Genomic DNA, 17729 nt, shown 5'->3' on the forward strand with positions numbered 1-17729 from the left:
TACTGAAAAGATTCAGATTTTTTTAATCGAATATTAAACTAAATATGGTGGTGCACGAAGCGAGAAATGAAGCGGTTGATGCTGATTTATAAAAGAATAATGCGAAACAATCTGTATTTGGTTTTCCTGCGGAATGAAAACATGTAATTGGGAATCTGGAGGTGAGGTTTGCGGAACGGCGATTTTGAATTTATAAAAATCGCAATTCTTGTTTATTTCATGTAAATGAGGTTTTTTAAAAATACCAAGACAAACATCATCCTTATGGTGTGTAAACAGGTGCGCAAACTTATGCTCATAAGGTTGCAATAGCGAAATGGCTAGCAAAAAAGCTATTATTTTATTTAGAAACGATGTTTTCTTCATTCTTTAAAAAAGCGTTTTAAGCCCAATTTGCTGAGCATCTTTTTTTCAAACTTCCAAAAAAAATCAAATTGACCAAAGAGCCAACCTATTGAAACCAGTAATATTTGATAAAAAACAAGCCCAAAAATACTATATAATGTCCAATATAGAATGGGATTTAAGGTTTCTTTAGTAATTCCAATAATGGTCATAAGTGGTCTTGAAACATAAACAGATGAGGTTCCCGTGACAGCAAATACAATAAAAATGGTTATCATTTCCCATTTATACTTGGGTTTCCATTTTGGTTGTAATTTTTTAAACAGAAACAAAAAGAATTTAAGCAGTATTACTGAAAGAAGAAGGGTGGTTAATGCCGTTAAAGAAATATGCACATCTTCAAGAAATACACGCGCTAACTTTATGGAAGAATAAATGATTGCCAAGATTCCTAAAAACGGAAAAATAAGCTGCCAGTTGTGTTTTATTTCCCAATGTTCTTTAAACGTCTTCACCAAGGCGGTTTCATGCAAAAATACACAAAGAAATTATATTCTGGGAACGAAACCAGCTAATTGTTGCTTGTATTTTAATTGAAAATAGATAAAATAATTGTAGAGTTTGTAATTAACCTCATAACCGTAATCAATGCCTTGTTGGTAATCTATTTGCATTTCGTATAGATTAGGGTCATACAGTTGCGGTTGCAGAACCCTATTGTTCCATTCATTGACGTAAATAATGTTTTTGGTTTCTAAATAGCCTTGCGAATAATAGCCTTCAGGTTTTGCCGTGCTGGCCAACCAAGAGTTAAAACCGGGTTCAATGATGATAATCTCATATTCTAAATCATCATTTTCAATTTTCACGGTATCATTGGCTACAACATTGTTTTTCTCTTGTGTAGCTTTTGTTGAAATAATTGTTTTTGATGAATTGCAACCAATAAGCAAACCAAGAACAAGTAGTATATAAATAGATGTTTTCATAGCATTTAATTAGTAATCTTAATTTACGAAAAAATACTCTTTTAAATGCGTGCTTTTACGATACTTTAACAAAAAAAAACGCCAATTAAAATAATTGACGTTTTAAAATTCATAGTAATGATTGTGTTATTTGCCTCCAAACATACCGCCAAGCAATCCTCCTAGGCCACCTTTCTTTTTGGAGCCACCTAAAACCATACCTGCAACATCATCAATCACACTGCCATCGCCATCTGCATCCAGTATGGATTCTAAGAAACTGTGTTCTTGATTAGCTGAATTTCCGCTGAGCAAACCACCTAAAAGACTTTCCATACCATTAGAACTGTTAACCTTTTTTTGTTTTGCTTGTTTTCCTAAATACCCCATGATGATTGGCGCTGCCACTTTTAATATTTGAGCCACTGATCCAGCATCAATTCCAGATTTTTGACTTAAAGCATTTTGAACATGTTGCTGTTTTGAACCCAGCACATGACCCAATATTTTTTCGCCATCATTTAAAACATTGGAATCCACACCACCGTTGAACAAATCCCCCAGACTATCTAAAATACTTCCGTCATGGGAGGTGTTTAAAGCGTTCATTAAACCTTCTGCACCTTGTGGTGTTGAGGCATTGCGTTTCATGGCTGCCATTAAAAGTGGCATGGCCATGGTTAACACATCTTGGGTCTTTTCTTTGGGTTGGTTGGTTTGATTGGCGACACCGCTAACAATGGTTTTTCCTAGATCACTGTTTAGTATATCTAATATTCCTGACATAATGTTACTGTTTGTATTAATAAGGCTTCAAAATACAAAAAAAACTTCTAACATTGCTGCCAGAAGTTTTTAATAAACTGTTATATGTGTTAAGAAAAGGTTATCCTAAAATGCTGATGATTTGTTCAGCTAATTCAGTACCAATTCTATCTTGCGCTTCATTGGTGGCCGCACCGGTATGAGGTGTTAATGACAATGCTGAATTCATCAATAACTGCATTTCTGGTTTGGGTTCGTTTTCAAAAACATCCAAAGCTGCGCCGGCAACTTTACCACTTTCAATAGCTTTTACAAGCGCTACTTCATTAACAACACCACCACGAGCTGCATTGGCAAGAATAACACCGTCTTTCATAAGTTTAAATTCGGCCTCATCAATAACGTAGTCTTTTTGTGCTGGAACGTGCAGGGTTAAAAAATCTGCTTGTTTTAAAACATCTTCTTTAGAAATGGTCTTGATTTCAAAATTCACACTTTGCCCATCAAAAAAGTCCAATTGTAAATTAGCCTTTTCAATAAAAGGGTCAAAGGCAACGACTTTCATACCTGCTCCCAAAGCCACTTTTGCTGTAGCTTGTCCAATACGTCCAAATCCTAAAACACCTAAGGTTTTCCCTTTTAGTTCAACGCCTTTTGCATAGGCTTTTTTAAGTCCTTTAAAATTAGAATCGCCTTCAAGTGGCATGTTTCTGTTTGATTGGTGTAAAAAACCGTGCTAATCCGTAAAAATGACCAAAAACCAATTCGGCTACAGAATGAGATGATGACGCTGGTGTATTGATCACGTGGATACCTTTGCTCTTGGCATAATCAACATCAATGTTGTCCATACCAACACCACCACGCCCAATGATTTTAATGCTTGGGCACGCATCAATAAGGTCTTTACGAACCGTTGTTGCACTACGAACCAATAACACACTGATGTTTTTTTCGTTGATATAGTTTATCAATTGGTCTTGTGCTACCGTTGTTGTGATGACTTCAAAACCTCCTTTTTCAAGTGCATCAATACCACTTTGTGAAATACCGTCGTTTGCTAATACTTTCATTTTTAAAGTTTAAAGTTTAAAGTTAAAAGTTAAAAGTTCAATGAACAATTAACAATTCAACTTAAAATTAATTTCATTTTTTTGTCATTGCGAGGAAGTATGACGTGGCAATCTATTAACGAGATTCCTTCACTTCGTTCGGAATGACGGTTTAGGCTTTTAATTAAGCTTTACTTTCCAATTCACTCATAACCTCTACCAGTGTTTTTACACTTTCAATAGGCAAAGCGTTGTACATAGATGCTCTGTAACCACCAACACTTCTATGGCCATTAAGACCACTGATTCCTGCTTCTTTAAGCATGGTTTCAAACGTGTCTTTTAAGTTGTCATTTTGAAGGGTGAACGTTGCATTCATCATGGATCGGTCTTCTTTGGTTGAAAACCCTTTGAATAATGGGTTTAAATCTATTTCAGAATACATAAGCGATGCTTTCTTTTCATTAAGCTCTTGGATAGCTTTGATACCGCCTAAACCTTTTATCCACTCAAGGGTTAACATTGAGGTGTAAACCGCAAAAACAGGAGGCGTATTGTACATACTACCTGCGCCAATGTGCAATTTATAATCCATCATGGATGGAATTTTACGGGATACTTTACCTAAAATATCTTCTTTTACAACGACCAAGGTTGTTCCGGCAGGGCCCATATTTTTTTGGGCACCGGCATATATTAACCCAAATTTTGAAAAATCCAATTCACGTGAAAAAATATCACTACTCATATCGCATACCATTGGAATTGGAGAATCTGGAAACGATTTCATTTGTGTTCCAAAAATGGTATTGTTTGAGGTACAGTGGAAATAGTCATAATCTTCAGGAATATCATATCCTTTTGGAATATAATTATAGTTGGCTTCTTTTGACGATGCCACTTCGTAAATATCATCTAAAAGCTTGGCTTCTTTAATGGCTTTGGCACTCCAAGTACCTGTATTTAAATAACCTGCTCTTTTTTCCAAGAGGTTCATGGCCACCATTAAAAATTGGGTGCTGGCACCACCTTGTAAAAACAACGCTTTATAGCCTTTACCTTCTAATCCTAAAAGTTCCAGTACCAATGCTCTGGCTTTTTCCATAACATCAACAAAAGACTTGCTTCTGTGTGATATTTCCAATAAGGATAATCCTTCGTTATTGAAATCTATAACGGCATGGGAAGCCTTTAGTAAAACTTCTTGGGGTAAAATACTGGGTCCGGCACTAAAGTTATGTTTTTTCATGTTTTTTATAAGAATTTAGAGATGCAAAGTTGCTAATAAATTGAAGAATTTATGTTATAAATTCCATAATTTTTTAGTCAAATCGTTAATAAAAATTCAATAGAATCCACATCATCCGCATAATCCCAAAGTTGTGGTTTTTGTGTGTGCCCAAAAGCAATTTCATTTTCAATAAATCCGTTGGAAACAATACATTGAATAGCGTCTTTTTGACTATATAGTTTTTCCTTTAATTGTTCGGCGGTGTCGTAATATTCATAAAATACCGTAGCAATAGGTGAAGCGTAACTTTCATCCTCTTTAATCATTAAAAAACCATTTTCCAGCATGTCAAATTCACTCATTAAGTACACAGCTTTGTTGTAATCATAATTATTGGCATACTTTGTTTTTTCAATAATAGGATGCCAATGGTACATGGCATTGAAAAATAACTCAAAATTATAGTTTTTGGGGACAAACAGTTTTGATACATTTCTGCAACCCAATCCGTAATATCTAAAAATATCTTCAGAAAGTGCTTGAAGTTCTTCAAGGGATTCCTTGCCCGATAAAACGGCAACAGAATTGCGGTTATTTCTTATTATGGATGGCTTGCCCTTAAAGTAATATTCAAAGTAGCGTGCCGTATTATTGCTGCCGGTGGCTATCACCGCATCAAAACCGTCCAATTTATCATCCGTGAAAGTAATGGTCCCTTTAAATTTAGGCTCTACAAATTCCAGATATTTAGCCAAATAGGGTAGTAGGTGCTTGTCATTTGAAGATTGTTTGACCAAAGCATGATGGCCACTGATCAATACCGAAAGAAAATCGTGAAACCCAACCAAAGGAATGTTTCCCGCCATAATAATGGCTACATTTTTGGGAGCCGCTATCTCCATATTATATTCAGACAGCCATTTATTGAGGTTTTCAGGTGTCAATGAGTTGGCCCATCCATTTATGGCATAGGCCATATTTTCTTTGGTGAACCACCCGTTGTTTTCTTCTGCTAATTTTAATTGGTGTTTAAAACCCTCAAAAAACATCGCATTGTGTTCAACTGTTTCTTTTTTTTGGATGATTTCGTTGGAAAATTGACTTAAAAACTCCCCTAATTTTACAAAAGCGTTAATTCTTTGCGGTAAATTCATTCTGCATTTGGTTATGAATGGTTTTGGCTTTAATTTAGCACTTGCAAATTTAGAAAAAGAAAACGCTATGGCAATTATTATAACTGACGAATGTATAAATTGTGGTGCTTGCGAACCGGAGTGCCCAAATACCGCAATATATGAAGCTGCTGATGACTGGCGCTACAACGATGGTACCAGTTTAAAAGGGAAAGTGGTTTTAACTGATGGAAAAGAAGTAGATGCCGATGAGGCCCAAGAGCCAATAAGTGATGAAGTATATTATATTGTACCAGATAAATGTACCGAATGCAAAGGCTTTCACGATGAGCCACAATGTGCCGCAGTTTGCCCAGTAGATTGTTGTGTGCCAGATGAAGACCATGTGGAAACCGAAGAACAACTGTTGGCTAAACAGCGTTTTATGCATCCAGAAGGTTAATTTTAAAATTTTAATTAATAATTAATCCTGAGTGTCTTGCTCGGGGTTTTTTGTTTTAGGTTAAAAAAATATGACAATCGTTTCCAAAGATATCAACAAGGCCGTTACAATATTAAATAATGAAGATGTAGTTGCCATACCAACAGAAACCGTTTATGGTTTGGCCGGTAATATTTACAGTGAAAAGGCCATTCATAAAATTTTTGAGATTAAACAGCGCCCGTTATTTAACCCTTTAATTGTTCACGTTCATTCTCTGGAAAAAGCTGAAGAACTGGTAAGTGATTTCCCAGAAAAGGCGCGACAATTGGCCAGGGCTTTTTGGCCAGGTTCTTTAACCTTGGTTTTGAAAAAAAGCCCAAGCATACCAGATTTAATAACTGCAGGAAAAGATACGGTCGCTATTCGCATGCCCAATCACCCCGTTACGTTACAGTTGTTACAAGAATTATCATTTCCTTTGGCGGCACCAAGTGCCAATCCGTTTGGTTGTATAAGCCCAACAAAGGCATCACATGTAGAGCGTTATTTTAAGAACAGTATTTCTATGGTGCTTGAAGGTGGCACTTGCAAAAATGGTATAGAGTCAACCATTATAGGATTTGAAGATAATGAACCTGTACTTTATAGACTCGGCTCCATTTCATTGGAAGATATCATAGACGTTATTGGAACGGTTAAAATTAAAAACAAGAAGGACATTGCGCCAGATGCTCCGGGAATGTTGGAACGGCATTATGCCCCCAAAACAAAAACCTATTTGGTTGAAGACGTCGAGTTGTTTATTCAAGAGTATAAAAACAAGAAAATAGGCGTTATACGATTTTCTGAACCCAAGCCGTTGCCAAGTGTTGAAATCTTGGAGGTTTTGTCTAAATCGGGAGATTTAAAAGAGGCAGCGTCCAAGCTGTACAGTACACTTCATAACTTAGACACCTTGCATTTAGATATGATTGTAGCCGAGGTATTTCCGGATTACGGACTTGGGAAATCCATTAATGATAGGTTGTCACGGGCCACTAAATAAATAATATTTCATGAGGAATAATTGTTTCTGTATTCCAAATTCAGATAATTTATGATTTAAGATAAAATCCCGAGCCAAAAGCTGGGGTTTTTTGTTTACAACTGTTTAAAATTTATGTTTTAAATTTTTAGGATTTGCTTTACCTTGCCCATCGATAACAATAGGTATTTTATGAAACAGTTTAAAATTAAAAATAGTTATATGGTTTTCTGTTTGCTCCTCTTTTTTGGATGCCGAACAACGATGCCCGAACAAACCAGCCAAAGCACACAACCATCAAGTAATAGCATAGCAAAGCGAGAGTATTCGGTACAATCTGTTTTGTGGGTTCAGCATGCAGCCGAGTATAAAGCCTTATGTTATCAAGCCTTCAATGTAGCCAAATTTCAATTGGACAAGGTGCTTTCAGAAGGCAATAATACGGGCAAACCACTGGCCATTGTGACGGATATTGACGAGACTATTTTTGACAACAGTCCTTATGAGGCAAAATTGATAACGGACAATGTGGAGTATTCCCATGATACATGGGTAGAATGGGAACAGTTACAAAAAGCCAAGCCCATACCAGGATCATTGGAATTTTTAAACTATGCTGAATCCAAAGGTGTGCAGGTGTTTTACATATCCAATATTTCTAAAATTCAAGAAGATTTAACCATGGAGCACCTTAAGAATCTTGGATTTCCTAATGTTGACAAACAACACATTTTGTTTAGGGATAAAACCAGCGGAAAAGAGGAGAGAAGGCAAACGGTTTCAAAAGATAATACCATTGTCATGCTGCTCGGGGATACACTTTCAGACTTTTCAAATGTGTTTGATAACAAGTCCACTGCCGAAAGAAACAGCGCAGCACAAAGTTTAAAGGAAAAATTTGGTAAAGAGTTTATTGTATTGCCTGGCCCAACTTATGGCGATTGGGAAATGAAAGGGATTTATGAAGGCAATTACAAATGGACCGAAGTACAGAAAGACTCCATTAGAAAGGCCAAATTGATTACGTATTAAAACAGTTATATATAAATGAACAAAACCCTAAGCGACTCGCTTGGGGTTTTTTATTTGATTCCTTTTCACCAAAAAAAATGTTAAAAAATTTGCGAAACCAAATAGTTGCATATATATTTGCAATCAATCAGTTTCATAAAAGCAAAAACGATGCGAAGAGATATCTTTCAAGCCATTGCAGACCCAACCAGACGCTCCATCATAGCATTGATAGCCGTGCAAGCCATGACGCCCAATGCAATTGCAGAAAATTTTGATATCACCCGTCAAGCCGTATCCAAACATTTAAGAATCTTGTCTGAATGTGATCTGCTCAAGCAAGAACAACAGGGACGCGAAATTTATTATCAACTGGAAATTGATAAAATGAAGGAAATCGACCAATGGTTGGAACAGTATAGACAAATCTGGGAAAGCCGTTTTGATCAACTTGATACGTATTTAGCTAAACTTCAAAAAGACAAAAAACAATGAATAAATCAGGCAATAGAGAACTTAGAATCTCAAAAACTTTGAGCGCTCCCATTGAACTGGCCTGGGAGGTGTGGACCAATCCAAACCATATAGCAAATTGGTGGGGACCCAATGGGTTTGCCAATACCATTCATAAGATGGACTTTCAAGAAGGAGGTGAATGGATTTTGACCATGCATGGGCCTGACGGCACTAACTACCCCAATAAGAGTGTGTTCAAGGAAATCATTCCGTTAAAAAAAATTGTGTTTGAACACTTCAATCCGCATTTTATTACAACCATTCAATTTGAAAGCAACGGGCAAAACACCTTATTGAATTGGTCTATGGTATTTGATACCTCAGAAATGCTAGAAACCGTCGTTAAAGCACATAAAGCAGATGAAGGCTTAAAACAAAATATAGAAAAATTAGAAAATTATCTGAGACAACATGTGAACCAACAAAATGTAATTGTTGAGCGTGTTTTTAATGCAGATAGACCATTGGTATGGCGAGCCATTACTGAAAAGGAAATGATGAAACAATGGTATTTTGACCTTACCGAATTTAAAGCTGTTGTGGGATTTAAGTTTGAGTTTATGGGAGGAAAAGAGGGTGGAAAACAATGGAAGCATTTATGTGAAATAACTGAAGTTGTTCCCGAAAACAAACTTACCTATTCATGGAAATATGAAGGTTGCCCGGGGATTTCTTACGTTACCTTTGAGCTTTTTAATGAGAACGAAAACACACGATTGAAATTAACTCATTCGGGTATAACTACATTTCCTGCAGATGTTCCTGACTTTGCCATTCATAACTTTGAACAAGGTTGGAATCATATCATAAATATTTCTATGAAAGAATTTTTTAAAAAAAACAATCATTAAAAAGGACCAACATGAAAACAGCATTATCATTCGACTTTACTGTAAACAAGGAAACTAGGACTGTTAATGTAATCAAGGAATTTGCGGCCAACCTTGATTTGGTTTGGAGCGCTTGGACAACCCCAGAAATCCTTGACCAGTGGTGGGCTCCAAAGCCTTTTCTTTCTAAAACAAAAGTTATGGATTTTGAAGTAGGAGGACGCCGATTTTATGCTATGGTAAGTCCAGAAGGACAACAGCATTGGTCGGTTCAGAAGTATATTTCCATCAATCCAAAAACCAATTTCAAAATGTATAATGCGTTTGCGGACAAAGACGAAAATCTTGACTTACCCGGTTCTGAATGGGACTTAAGTTTTAGTGAACAAAACGGCACCACAAAAGTAAGTATCACCATCAAAAACGATTCGCTTGAACGTATGGAGAAAATGATAGAAATGGGCTTCAAAGAAGGATTTACCGCAACCATAAACGAGTTGGACACATTATTATCAACCTTAAAAAGCTAATAAAATGAAACATAATCTTCAATTTGATTTCTTGGTAGATAAAGAAAAAAACACCTTGACCATTACACGGGAATTTGCAGCCAACCGCCAATTGGTATGGGATTGTTACACCAAAAGCGAACTGCTTGACCAATGGTTTGCACCTCAACCGTTGACCACCAAAACCAAATCAATGGATTTTAGCGAAGGTGGTCACTGGCATTACGCAATGGTAGAACCCAACGGAACCGAATACTGGGGGTTAACAGAATACCTTACCATCAAGCCCATAGATTACTACATAGCCTTAGATGCGTTTAGTAATGACAAAGGAGAAATAAACCCTGAGCTTCCGCGTGCCAAATGGAACGTAACCTTTACCGATAAAGGACATAACGCCATAGTTGAAACGATAGTAACCTACAACTCACTTGCCGATTTAGAGGCCGTTATCAACATGGGTATGAAAGATGGATTGACATCTACTTTAGAGCGTTTAGACAGCTTGTTGTTGACAATTAACAAAGGCTAACTAATAATTGATAATCAATAATCATCCCGAGCCTTTGGCTTGGGATTTGTTTTTTATAATTGTTTATACTCCAATTTTTAATTTTTGGTGATATAGATTAACTTCGCAAATCAAGCTATAAAAAATTGAATTGTTTTTAAAACTAACCACCTTTGTCTAGTAATCCCAAATGTATACAATACATGCTTAAAATCATTGAAAAAATACCCAAACTAATAGTTTTTCTGTCCGTTTTATTAATACTTGGTTGTTCAGGTGAAAAAAATCTTTTGGTGCAGTATTCAAATCCTGAAATTGACTATTGGGGACGGATAGATTCTACTGGAGTTGATGGAGTGAATTTATATTGGTCAGGAACGTCAATCAAGATGAATTTTCAGGGGCAGTCAATCAAGGCCTTGTTAAAAGATGAAACTGGAAATAATTATTACAATGTCATCATTGACAATGATAGTGCGGTTCTGTTAAGACCAGATACTACCAAAACATATTATCAATTGGCGTCACGGTTGCCCGAAGGGAACCATTCGGTTGAGATTTTTAAAAGGACCGAGTGGGATAGAGGTACAACTACTTTTTATGGGTTTGAAATTCAAAAGGGAGCAAAATTATTGCCAAAACCAGCACCTAAAAAAAGGCAAATAGAATTTTACGGAAACTCCATAACGGCAGGTTACGCTGTTGAAGATTATTCTGGTGGAGATTCCCCAGATAGCACCTATACCAATAACTATTTAAGCTATTCGGCAATTACCGCAAGACACTATGATGCCAAATACCAATGTATCTGTAAAAGCGGCATTGGTATAACCATTAGTTGGTTTCCGTTAATCATGCCGGACATCTACGATAGATTGAATCCTGCAGATTCTACAAGCACATGGGATTTTTCATTGTATAAACCCGATATTGTTGTGATTAATCTACTTCAGAACGATTCGTGGTTAGTCAATATGCCTGAAAGAGAAGAATTTAAGAAGAACTTTGGAGGTCAATTGCCTAGTGATGACTATTTTATAAACGCCTATCAGCAATTTGTGGCCAACATACGGAAACAATATCCAGAAGCAAATATCATATGCATGCTTGGGAATATGGATATTACCAAAGAAGGCTCAAAATGGATTGACTTTGTAAAAACAGCGGTAGCTAATTTAAAGGATGAGAATATTTACACCTGCATTGTACCTTTTAAAGGAACGCCCGGACATCCCTCAATACGAGAACAAGAAAGTTTGGCAAACAGTCTTATTCAATGTATTGATTCTAACATAGATTGGTGATTTGTCACTTCTAGTGGATTTGTGACGTAAAACGGCACAAATTTGTATCAAGAAGTGGGGTAGCGCGCCTAGTTCTCGATACAATTTTCCATTGAAAATCACTCGAACTGACTGAGTTTTGTTTGTTTATAACTCCTTACAACTTGATTTCTAGATTTGTAGGATTTGGATTAAATTAGCTTGTCTGATATAAAGCATTAAAAAATTTGAGAAACTGTCATCAATACTTGACATGTCTTCATCATAAATAAAGCTCTAATTATGCCTGAATTTTGGGAATCCGTTTATAAAAGCAATGAACGCATGTGGGGAGAGAACCCTACTGACAATGCAAGGAACGTACTTGCTTTCTTGCAGAAACACAATATTAAAAATTTATTGATTCCAGGATTTGGTTATGGTAGAAATGCCAAGGTGTTTTACGATGAAGGATTTGATGTTACCGGCATTGAAATATCCAAAACGGCCATAGAAAGAGCCAGAAACTATTTTGGCAGTGCTGTAACCATTCACCACGGCTCTGTTACAGAGATGCCCTTTGATACAAACCAATATCAATCAATCTACTGTTACTCGCTCATTCACCTTTTGAATGCGGCCGACAGAAAAAAACTAATTGCAGATTGTTATGCACAATTAAAGCCTAATGGCATCATGGTTTTTGTGGCATTATCTACAAACGATAAGCGATTTGGCTTGGGAGAAGAGCTGGATAAAAATACTTTCCATTCGCCTCAAGGACTGACCCTTTACTTTTATGACGAAGCCTCCATTCAAGCAGCGTTTGGTAATTACCATATTATTGAGGCGAAAGAAATCAATGAACCAGAAGAAAATCCAAATGAAAAACATTGGATGATTGTGTGTGAGAAAAAAACGGCCCACAACAACACCTAAAGCGTATGGCAGGTTAACGCACCTAGTTCTCGATACGATTTTCTAAAGAAAATCACTCGAACTGACAGGGTTGGTTTGTTTATAACTGTTAATAACTTGGGTTTTAACTTTGTAGGATTTGGATTAAATTAGCTTAACGGAAAGAATAGTTAATTTGATTTTTTCTATTATTAGTTAAGCTTAATCAGAAATGAAACAAATAAAAGAAATAAAGCTTTTTGTATCCTGCCCTAGTGATATTGTTGATGAGCTAGATTCTGTAAAACTAGTCGTTGAGGATATTAATAAAACGATGGGAGAACAAAATTCCTATGTTTTAAAACTTTTAAATTGGAAGACTGATACTTATACTCAAATTGGTTCTGATGCTCAAGAGGTAATCAACAATCAAATTGAAAGTCAATATGATATTTTGGTTGGTCTTGTTTGGCTTAAACTTGGTACTCCCACAAAAAGGGATAAATCTGGAACCGTAGAAGAGATTAATAGAGCGTTAAAAAATAATGAAAAAGAACAATTGATCTATTTTAAAACTGCTCCGCCAACTGATATAACAAAAATCAACCCAGAAGAATTGAAAAAAATTAATCAATTCAAGAATGAGTTGGGCGATAAGGGTGTTCTCTATCACGAATTTTCTTCGACAACAAAATTTGAATCTTTGTTTAGAATTCAATTAACAAAATTGATTTATGATAAACTGTCAAATAAAGATATCACTAAAAATGCTGATAGCAGAGGTTTGTCCGAAATTGTAGAGGATAAATATTCTCATATTACAAATTTAATTGCTGAAGTAGAAAATTTTGATGAGAGAATTATCGAGTTAGACATTTTTAACTCAGTAGAGGTTGCTGAATCACATTTAAACTTGGTTACAACTTCCCTAAATTCAATGAGTGAGTCAATGAATGATTGGACTATAAAAATGGAAAGCAGATCAAAGGAAATGAACGTGGTTAATAATATCAAGGACCAACGATTGAAACTTTCTAAGCAAAAAATAATTATTAATTTATTGGCATCAGAATTGTTAGATTTTAACAACCGGATTAAAAATGAGTTGCCAATTTTCTCCGAGAATTTTAGAAAAGTAGGCTCATCATATTCTAATGTACTTCTTATAGCTAAAAGTTTTAATACTAATGAGGTGGAAGGTATTAAAGAATCTGCAAAAAGCTTGCTTATTAGTTCTGAAAACTCATTAGAAAGTTTAGCTACTTTGTTAAAGACAATTATGGAATTACCTCCTTTAAATTTTAAGTTTAATAAAGCAAAGAGAGAGACGGAGATTACTATAAAAGACTTGACATTAGAAACGATGGAAGGCATCAAATTATTGAATGAGGCACTAAAGGATTAAGCTGAAAACTGTAATCTTAATTCTTTCATCAAAAACTCAATCGCCACCCTTAAACTCTTTCATTTCCTCTAACGGTTCCAGTGTTTGGTTGTCTTTCCAAATAGTGGCATCATAACTATGTAGCGTCATATAAGGCACGGTTTTGGCTTCGGTCAATGTTTTAAAATCCGTTTGGCTTATATTGCTATGAGCGGTCAGCAACAGTTCCTGTTTGGTCATGATGTTGCCCTCAATAGTAAAGTCAAAACTGGTCTTGTTCTTTTCGGGGCTGTTTTCAATAAATTTCAGGGGGCGACTCACATAAAAATAACGGCCTTCCTCAAGTTTGATGTATTGTGGCTGGTATATGTTTAGGCTGTCCTTTTGAAAAATAACAGTGCCTTGCCGTCTGTTTTCAACATACTTAACACCCAACAGCAATTTTAAATTAAACTTCTCGCCACGTTTGCCCTCGGCAAATTTAAAGTTCACCCGTGTGATGGCGTAGGTGTCATTGGTTATGTAAAGCGTGCCGGTGTATTTGGCCTTTGACCGCCTGGGTGCATAGTTGATGATGTAAATCAGCTCGTTATTAAAGCTGGAAACATCCACAAAGCGGTAGGTGTATAAATTGGCATCCAGCAGTTTTAAGAGCATGCTGTTGTCATAAAATTGTGAGCGCTTTAAAAGTTCGGTGGCTTGCCCTTTTAAATCATTAATTTCGTACTCGTTCTTTTTAGGCTCTTGTTTGTCTTTTTCCTTAAGCGATAAGGAATCCTCAATCTTAAACAGACCTGTTTTTAGTTTATAGGTTAGCGTGGTGTCCAAATATTTCAATATCACACGCTCGGTTCGGTTTTGAACCTCGTCAATGGACAGATTGTTTTTTTGGTCCAGCAGCTCGGTGGCTTTTTGAACGCTTAGTTTTGTTTGTGATGAGTCACCTACATACAATACGCCTTTAAAATCCTTAAAATGCTTGGTTTTACTATTGATAATGGCTTTTGACAGTGAATCTAGACTGCTATTGGCCAGCTTTAGGTTTCCTTTTTTGACGTGTGATGATTTTTCAATGTTAAAATCCAGTTTGTCAAAATCCATATAAGCAGTTTCCCTAGAAAATATATCGTGTTTGTATAAGTTGGTTTGGTAGTTTTTAGATAGGTTTCGGCGTGCCCTGGCAATGATGGAATCGGCATTGGGTTTTTTGTTGCTGATATAAACCGTACTGAGTTGGTTGATGGCTTCGTCTAGCGGAATGATAAAATGTAAATCCGTTATGTCCTGAACGCTTAGCGTTTTATTTGTGTAGCCCAAGCAGGAAATGGTCACCGTTTGGTTTTGGGCCGTGGCTTGAATGGTAAAATAGCCTTCTTCATTTGAGATAACGCCATTGTATTCGCCAGTTTTGATGGCTGCAAACGGAATGGGTTTTTCAGTGTTTTTGTCAACGAGCCTGGCCGTAATGTTTTGAGCACAAACAACTGTGGTGGCCAATAGCATGCAAAGTAGTGCAACGGTTTTTTTCATAATGATGGTCTTCACTAAACGGACGAATAACGCTCAAGAATGTTACAAATATAAAATAATAGTTATCATGCCGTTTTACTTTAAATAAAAGAGGAATTAACTACATTTGCACTCGCAAAAATTATCAAAATTATGAAAGCAGGAATTGTAGGATTGCCAAATGTTGGAAAATCAACCTTGTTCAATTGTTTGTCCAATGCCAAAGCGCAAAGTGCCAACTTTCCGTTTTGTACCATAGAACCCAATATTGGGGTGGTAAACGTGCCAGATAAGCGCTTGGAAAAATTGGAAGAACTGGTAAAACCTGTGAGGGTGCAACCTGCAACCGTTGAGATTGTTGACATTGCCGGATTGGTAAAAGGTGCCAGCAAAGGCGAAGGTTTGGGCAATCAGTTTTTGGCTAACATAAGGGAAACCGATGCCATTTTACATGTTTTGCGTTGCTTTGATAATGATAATATTGTGCATGTTGATGGTAAAGTTAATCCCATTCGAGACAAGGAAACCATTGACATGGAACTGCAACTGAAGGATTTGGAAACCGTTGACAAAAAACTGGATAAAGTAAAGCGTGCCGCCAAAACCGGTAATAAAGACGCCCAAAAAGAAGAAGCGGTACTGTTAAAAATAAAAGCAGGTTTGGAAGCAGGTAAGTCTGTTAGAACCTTGGAGTTTAGCGAAGATGATTACACTGATTTTGTAAAACCATCACAGTTTATCACCGATAAGCCAGTGATGTATATCTGTAATGTTGATGAAGCATCAGCCGTTTCAGGAAATGCTTATGTAGACAAGGTAAAAGAGGCCGTTAAGGATGAAAATGCTGAGGTATTGTTCTTGGCCGTTGCTACCGAAGCTGATATCAATGAATTGGATGATTATGAAGAGCGCCAGATGTTTCTTCAGGACATAGGATTGGATGAAGCCGGTTCAGCTAAGCTGATCCGTGCGGCTTATAAATTATTAAAACAGCAAACCTATTTTACGGCTGGTGTTAAGGAAGTCCGGGCTTGGACCATTGATGTTGGAGCTACTGCTCCCCAAGCTGCTGGTGTTATCCATACCGATTTTGAAAAAGGATTTATCAGGGCTGAGGTCATTGCTTATGATGATTACGTGGCTTATGGCAGTGAAGCCAAAGTAAAAGAAGCCGGAAAAATGCGTGTGGAAGGAAAAAACTACATTGTAAAGGATGGCGATGTGATGCACTTCCTGTTTAATGTGTAAGCAATGTGGTCTGGATTTTTAGAATTCAAATCTTGGACGTCGTAATTTCTCAAACTTTCGCCTCATTGTTAGGTCATCCGATTTTATTTTAGTCTTATGGCATCTACCAAGTCTTTTGTGTATGGCATTGTTTTGGGCCTTTTGGGAATCATTCTGTTTTCTTCAAAAGCAGTCATGGTCAAATTGGCCTATCAATACCAAATTGATGCGGTAAGTGTACTCTTGCTCAGAATGCTGTTTTCGTTTCCTTTTTATTTGGGTATAGCTATCTTTTCAAAACCTAGAAACCAAGGAGTTGCGTTAGTGAAAAAGGATTATGCTTGGGTGTTCATCTTGGGTTTTGTGGGGTATTACCTGTCCAGTTATTTTGACTTTGTGGGTTTGGTTTATATCAAGGCCAGCTTGGAACGCATCATCTTGTTTTTGTACCCAACCATAGTGATTTTTTTCAATAAGGTATTTTTAAAGCAGCCTGTTTCAAGGAATCAGATCTATGCCATTGTATTGACCTATGTGGGTATTATCATTGCGTTTTGGAATGAAGTCGTCATCTCGGGCAGTGATACGTATTTGGGCGGCTTGTTTATTTTGTTGTGTGCCATCACCTATGCGGTCTATATATCGGGTAGTGGTTGGCTCATTCCAAAATTTGGGGTTCTTAAATTTACGGCCTACGTCATGATTGTATCGTGTATTTGTGTGTTTGTCCATTACGGAATTGCCAATACGTTTGATATACTGAATTATCCTTGGCAAGTCTATTTGCTAGGATTTTTAATTGCCATATTTGCTACGGTTATTCCATCATTTTTGGTATCGGCATCCATAAAAATGATTAGTTCCTCAAATTTTGCTGTCATAGCAGCTGTGGGTCCCATTTCCACCATAATTTTGGCAGCCATCTTTTTAAATGAAAAGTTGACATGGTTACAATTATTAGGTGCATTTGCTGTCATAATTGGAATATCATTAGTATCTTTAAACAGGAAAAAATGACCCTTATATTTGGGTAAAAAAATGCTTGAATCTGGCTTCTCAACAAGATATTTTTGGTATTGTTGATTATTTTGTGTGATGGCAGTTTCATTTTTTATCATGATATATTATATT

At 36.5% G+C, this 17729-nt stretch carries 19 protein-coding genes and 1 pseudogene; 12 read left to right on the forward strand and 8 right to left on the reverse strand.

The annotated features are described in order from the left end of the window. Positions 1-33: 33 nt before the first annotated feature. The 7 genes and pseudogenes from IEW94_RS03620 to IEW94_RS03650 form a co-directional block, all read right to left on the reverse strand. On the reverse strand, positions 34-366 hold the full coding sequence (locus IEW94_RS03620; protein ID WP_188650110.1) for a hypothetical protein: 333 nt from the start codon (positions 364-366) through the stop codon (positions 34-36). After that, complete coding sequence (locus IEW94_RS03625) at positions 363-860, reverse strand: DUF6787 family protein (protein ID WP_188650112.1); 498 nt, start codon at positions 858-860, stop codon at positions 363-365. Before IEW94_RS03625 ends, IEW94_RS03620 begins: the two co-directional genes overlap by 4 nt. A gap of 33 nt (positions 861-893) precedes the next feature. After that, positions 894-1334 (reverse strand): DUF6146 family protein, encoded by a 441-nt coding sequence (locus tag IEW94_RS03630; RefSeq protein ID WP_188650114.1) that lies wholly within the window; start codon positions 1332-1334, stop codon positions 894-896. Between the two features lie 126 nt (positions 1335-1460). Continuing rightward, positions 1461-2099 carry a DUF937 domain-containing protein gene (locus IEW94_RS03635; RefSeq protein ID WP_188650116.1) on the reverse strand — a complete coding sequence of 213 codons (639 nt, stop codon included), beginning with the start codon at positions 2097-2099 and terminating at the stop codon, positions 1461-1463. A 100-nt stretch (positions 2100-2199) separates the two neighbouring features. Next, positions 2200-3151, reverse strand: a pseudogene (locus IEW94_RS03640) (D-2-hydroxyacid dehydrogenase). Positions 3152-3314: 163 nt separating this feature from the next. Further along, a complete protein-coding gene (serC, locus tag IEW94_RS03645) occupies positions 3315-4379 on the reverse strand; it encodes a 3-phosphoserine/phosphohydroxythreonine transaminase (RefSeq protein WP_188650118.1) in 1065 nt (354 codons plus the stop codon). 77 nt (positions 4380-4456) lie between these two features. Further along, positions 4457-5515, reverse strand: coding sequence for an acyl-CoA reductase (locus IEW94_RS03650; RefSeq protein ID WP_188650120.1), 1059 nt, complete (start codon positions 5513-5515; stop codon positions 4457-4459). Positions 5516-5582: 67 nt separating this feature from the next. Here IEW94_RS03650 and IEW94_RS03655 point away from each other — a divergent pair, with 67 nt between their 5' ends. The 10 genes from IEW94_RS03655 to IEW94_RS03700 all read left to right on the forward strand — a co-directional run bounded on the left by IEW94_RS03655 (position 5583) and on the right by IEW94_RS03700 (position 13883). Next, the gene (locus IEW94_RS03655) at positions 5583-5936 is read left to right on the forward strand and encodes a 4Fe-4S dicluster domain-containing protein (protein ID WP_188650122.1); all 354 of its coding nucleotides are present in this window, start codon (positions 5583-5585) and stop codon (positions 5934-5936) included. 70 nt (positions 5937-6006) lie between these two features. Then, positions 6007-6963 (forward strand): L-threonylcarbamoyladenylate synthase, encoded by a 957-nt coding sequence (locus tag IEW94_RS03660; RefSeq protein WP_188650124.1) that lies wholly within the window; start codon positions 6007-6009, stop codon positions 6961-6963. 171 nt (positions 6964-7134) lie between these two features. Next, positions 7135-7974: a 5'-nucleotidase, lipoprotein e(P4) family gene (locus IEW94_RS03665; protein WP_188650126.1), complete on the forward strand. Its 840-nt coding sequence runs from the start codon at positions 7135-7137 to the stop codon at positions 7972-7974. A gap of 150 nt (positions 7975-8124) precedes the next feature. Then, a complete protein-coding gene (locus IEW94_RS03670) occupies positions 8125-8448 on the forward strand; it encodes an ArsR/SmtB family transcription factor (protein ID WP_188650127.1) in 324 nt (107 codons plus the stop codon). Next, positions 8445-9320, forward strand: coding sequence for an SRPBCC family protein (locus IEW94_RS16875; RefSeq protein WP_229669439.1), 876 nt, complete (start codon positions 8445-8447; stop codon positions 9318-9320). The genes IEW94_RS03670 and IEW94_RS16875 overlap by 4 nt, the downstream gene beginning before the upstream one ends. 11 nt (positions 9321-9331) lie before the next feature. Further along, positions 9332-9829: an SRPBCC family protein gene (locus IEW94_RS03680; protein ID WP_188650129.1), complete on the forward strand. Its 498-nt coding sequence runs from the start codon at positions 9332-9334 to the stop codon at positions 9827-9829. A 4-nt stretch (positions 9830-9833) separates the two neighbouring features. Then, positions 9834-10340, forward strand: a complete 507-nt coding sequence (locus IEW94_RS03685; protein WP_188650131.1) for an SRPBCC family protein — start codon at positions 9834-9836, stop codon at positions 10338-10340. Between the two features lie 182 nt (positions 10341-10522). Continuing rightward, positions 10523-11623, forward strand: coding sequence for an SGNH/GDSL hydrolase family protein (locus tag IEW94_RS03690; RefSeq protein ID WP_188650133.1), 1101 nt, complete (start codon positions 10523-10525; stop codon positions 11621-11623). Between the two features lie 261 nt (positions 11624-11884). Next, positions 11885-12520: a class I SAM-dependent methyltransferase gene (locus IEW94_RS03695; protein WP_188650135.1), complete on the forward strand. Its 636-nt coding sequence runs from the start codon at positions 11885-11887 to the stop codon at positions 12518-12520. A gap of 190 nt (positions 12521-12710) precedes the next feature. Then, positions 12711-13883, forward strand: a complete 1173-nt coding sequence (locus IEW94_RS03700) for a DUF4062 domain-containing protein (RefSeq protein WP_188650137.1) — start codon at positions 12711-12713, stop codon at positions 13881-13883. A gap of 36 nt (positions 13884-13919) precedes the next feature. Here the strand turns inward: IEW94_RS03700 and IEW94_RS03705 are convergent, their stop codons facing one another. Continuing rightward, positions 13920-15392, reverse strand: coding sequence for a carboxypeptidase-like regulatory domain-containing protein (locus IEW94_RS03705; RefSeq protein ID WP_188650139.1), 1473 nt, complete (start codon positions 15390-15392; stop codon positions 13920-13922). A 132-nt stretch (positions 15393-15524) separates the two neighbouring features. Here IEW94_RS03705 and ychF point away from each other — a divergent pair, with 132 nt between their 5' ends. Both ychF and IEW94_RS03715 read left to right on the forward strand, forming a co-directional pair. Next, positions 15525-16619: a redox-regulated ATPase YchF gene (ychF, locus tag IEW94_RS03710; RefSeq protein WP_188650141.1), complete on the forward strand. Its 1095-nt coding sequence runs from the start codon at positions 15525-15527 to the stop codon at positions 16617-16619. 96 nt (positions 16620-16715) lie between these two features. Further along, entirely contained in the window at positions 16716-17615 is a 900-nt protein-coding gene (locus IEW94_RS03715) for a DMT family transporter (RefSeq protein ID WP_188650143.1), read from the forward strand. Positions 17616-17729 lie beyond the last annotated feature (114 nt).

The sequence above is a fragment of the Yeosuana aromativorans genome, from assembly GCF_014646655.1.
Lineage (GTDB): Bacteria > Bacteroidota > Bacteroidia > Flavobacteriales > Flavobacteriaceae > Yeosuana > Yeosuana aromativorans.

Excerpts from the sequence above, each read along its gene's own strand:
- IEW94_RS03620 (WP_188650110.1), bottom strand. The coding sequence starts at position 366 with ATGAAGAAAACATCGTTTCTAAATAAAATAATAGCTTTTTTGCTAGCC.
- IEW94_RS03630 (WP_188650114.1), bottom strand. The coding sequence starts at position 1,334 with ATGAAAACATCTATTTATATACTACTTGTTCTTGGTTTGCTTATTGGT.
- IEW94_RS03635 (WP_188650116.1), bottom strand. The coding sequence starts at position 2,099 with ATGTCAGGAATATTAGATATACTAAACAGTGATCTAGGAAAAACCATT.
- serC (WP_188650118.1), bottom strand. The coding sequence starts at position 4,379 with ATGAAAAAACATAACTTTAGTGCCGGACCCAGTATTTTACCCCAAGAA.
- IEW94_RS03650 (WP_188650120.1), bottom strand. The coding sequence starts at position 5,515 with ATGAATTTACCGCAAAGAATTAACGCTTTTGTAAAATTAGGGGAGTTT.
- IEW94_RS03655 (WP_188650122.1), top strand. The coding sequence starts at position 5,583 with ATGGCAATTATTATAACTGACGAATGTATAAATTGTGGTGCTTGCGAA.
- IEW94_RS03660 (WP_188650124.1), top strand. The coding sequence starts at position 6,007 with ATGACAATCGTTTCCAAAGATATCAACAAGGCCGTTACAATATTAAAT.
- IEW94_RS03665 (WP_188650126.1), top strand. The coding sequence starts at position 7,135 with ATGAAACAGTTTAAAATTAAAAATAGTTATATGGTTTTCTGTTTGCTC.
- IEW94_RS03670 (WP_188650127.1), top strand. The coding sequence starts at position 8,125 with ATGCGAAGAGATATCTTTCAAGCCATTGCAGACCCAACCAGACGCTCC.
- IEW94_RS16875 (WP_229669439.1), top strand. The coding sequence starts at position 8,445 with ATGAATAAATCAGGCAATAGAGAACTTAGAATCTCAAAAACTTTGAGC.
- IEW94_RS03680 (WP_188650129.1), top strand. The coding sequence starts at position 9,332 with ATGAAAACAGCATTATCATTCGACTTTACTGTAAACAAGGAAACTAGG.
- IEW94_RS03685 (WP_188650131.1), top strand. The coding sequence starts at position 9,834 with ATGAAACATAATCTTCAATTTGATTTCTTGGTAGATAAAGAAAAAAAC.
- IEW94_RS03690 (WP_188650133.1), top strand. The coding sequence starts at position 10,523 with ATGCTTAAAATCATTGAAAAAATACCCAAACTAATAGTTTTTCTGTCC.
- IEW94_RS03695 (WP_188650135.1), top strand. The coding sequence starts at position 11,885 with ATGCCTGAATTTTGGGAATCCGTTTATAAAAGCAATGAACGCATGTGG.
- IEW94_RS03700 (WP_188650137.1), top strand. The coding sequence starts at position 12,711 with ATGAAACAAATAAAAGAAATAAAGCTTTTTGTATCCTGCCCTAGTGAT.
- IEW94_RS03705 (WP_188650139.1), bottom strand. The coding sequence starts at position 15,392 with ATGAAAAAAACCGTTGCACTACTTTGCATGCTATTGGCCACCACAGTT.
- ychF (WP_188650141.1), top strand. The coding sequence starts at position 15,525 with ATGAAAGCAGGAATTGTAGGATTGCCAAATGTTGGAAAATCAACCTTG.
- IEW94_RS03715 (WP_188650143.1), top strand. The coding sequence starts at position 16,716 with ATGGCATCTACCAAGTCTTTTGTGTATGGCATTGTTTTGGGCCTTTTG.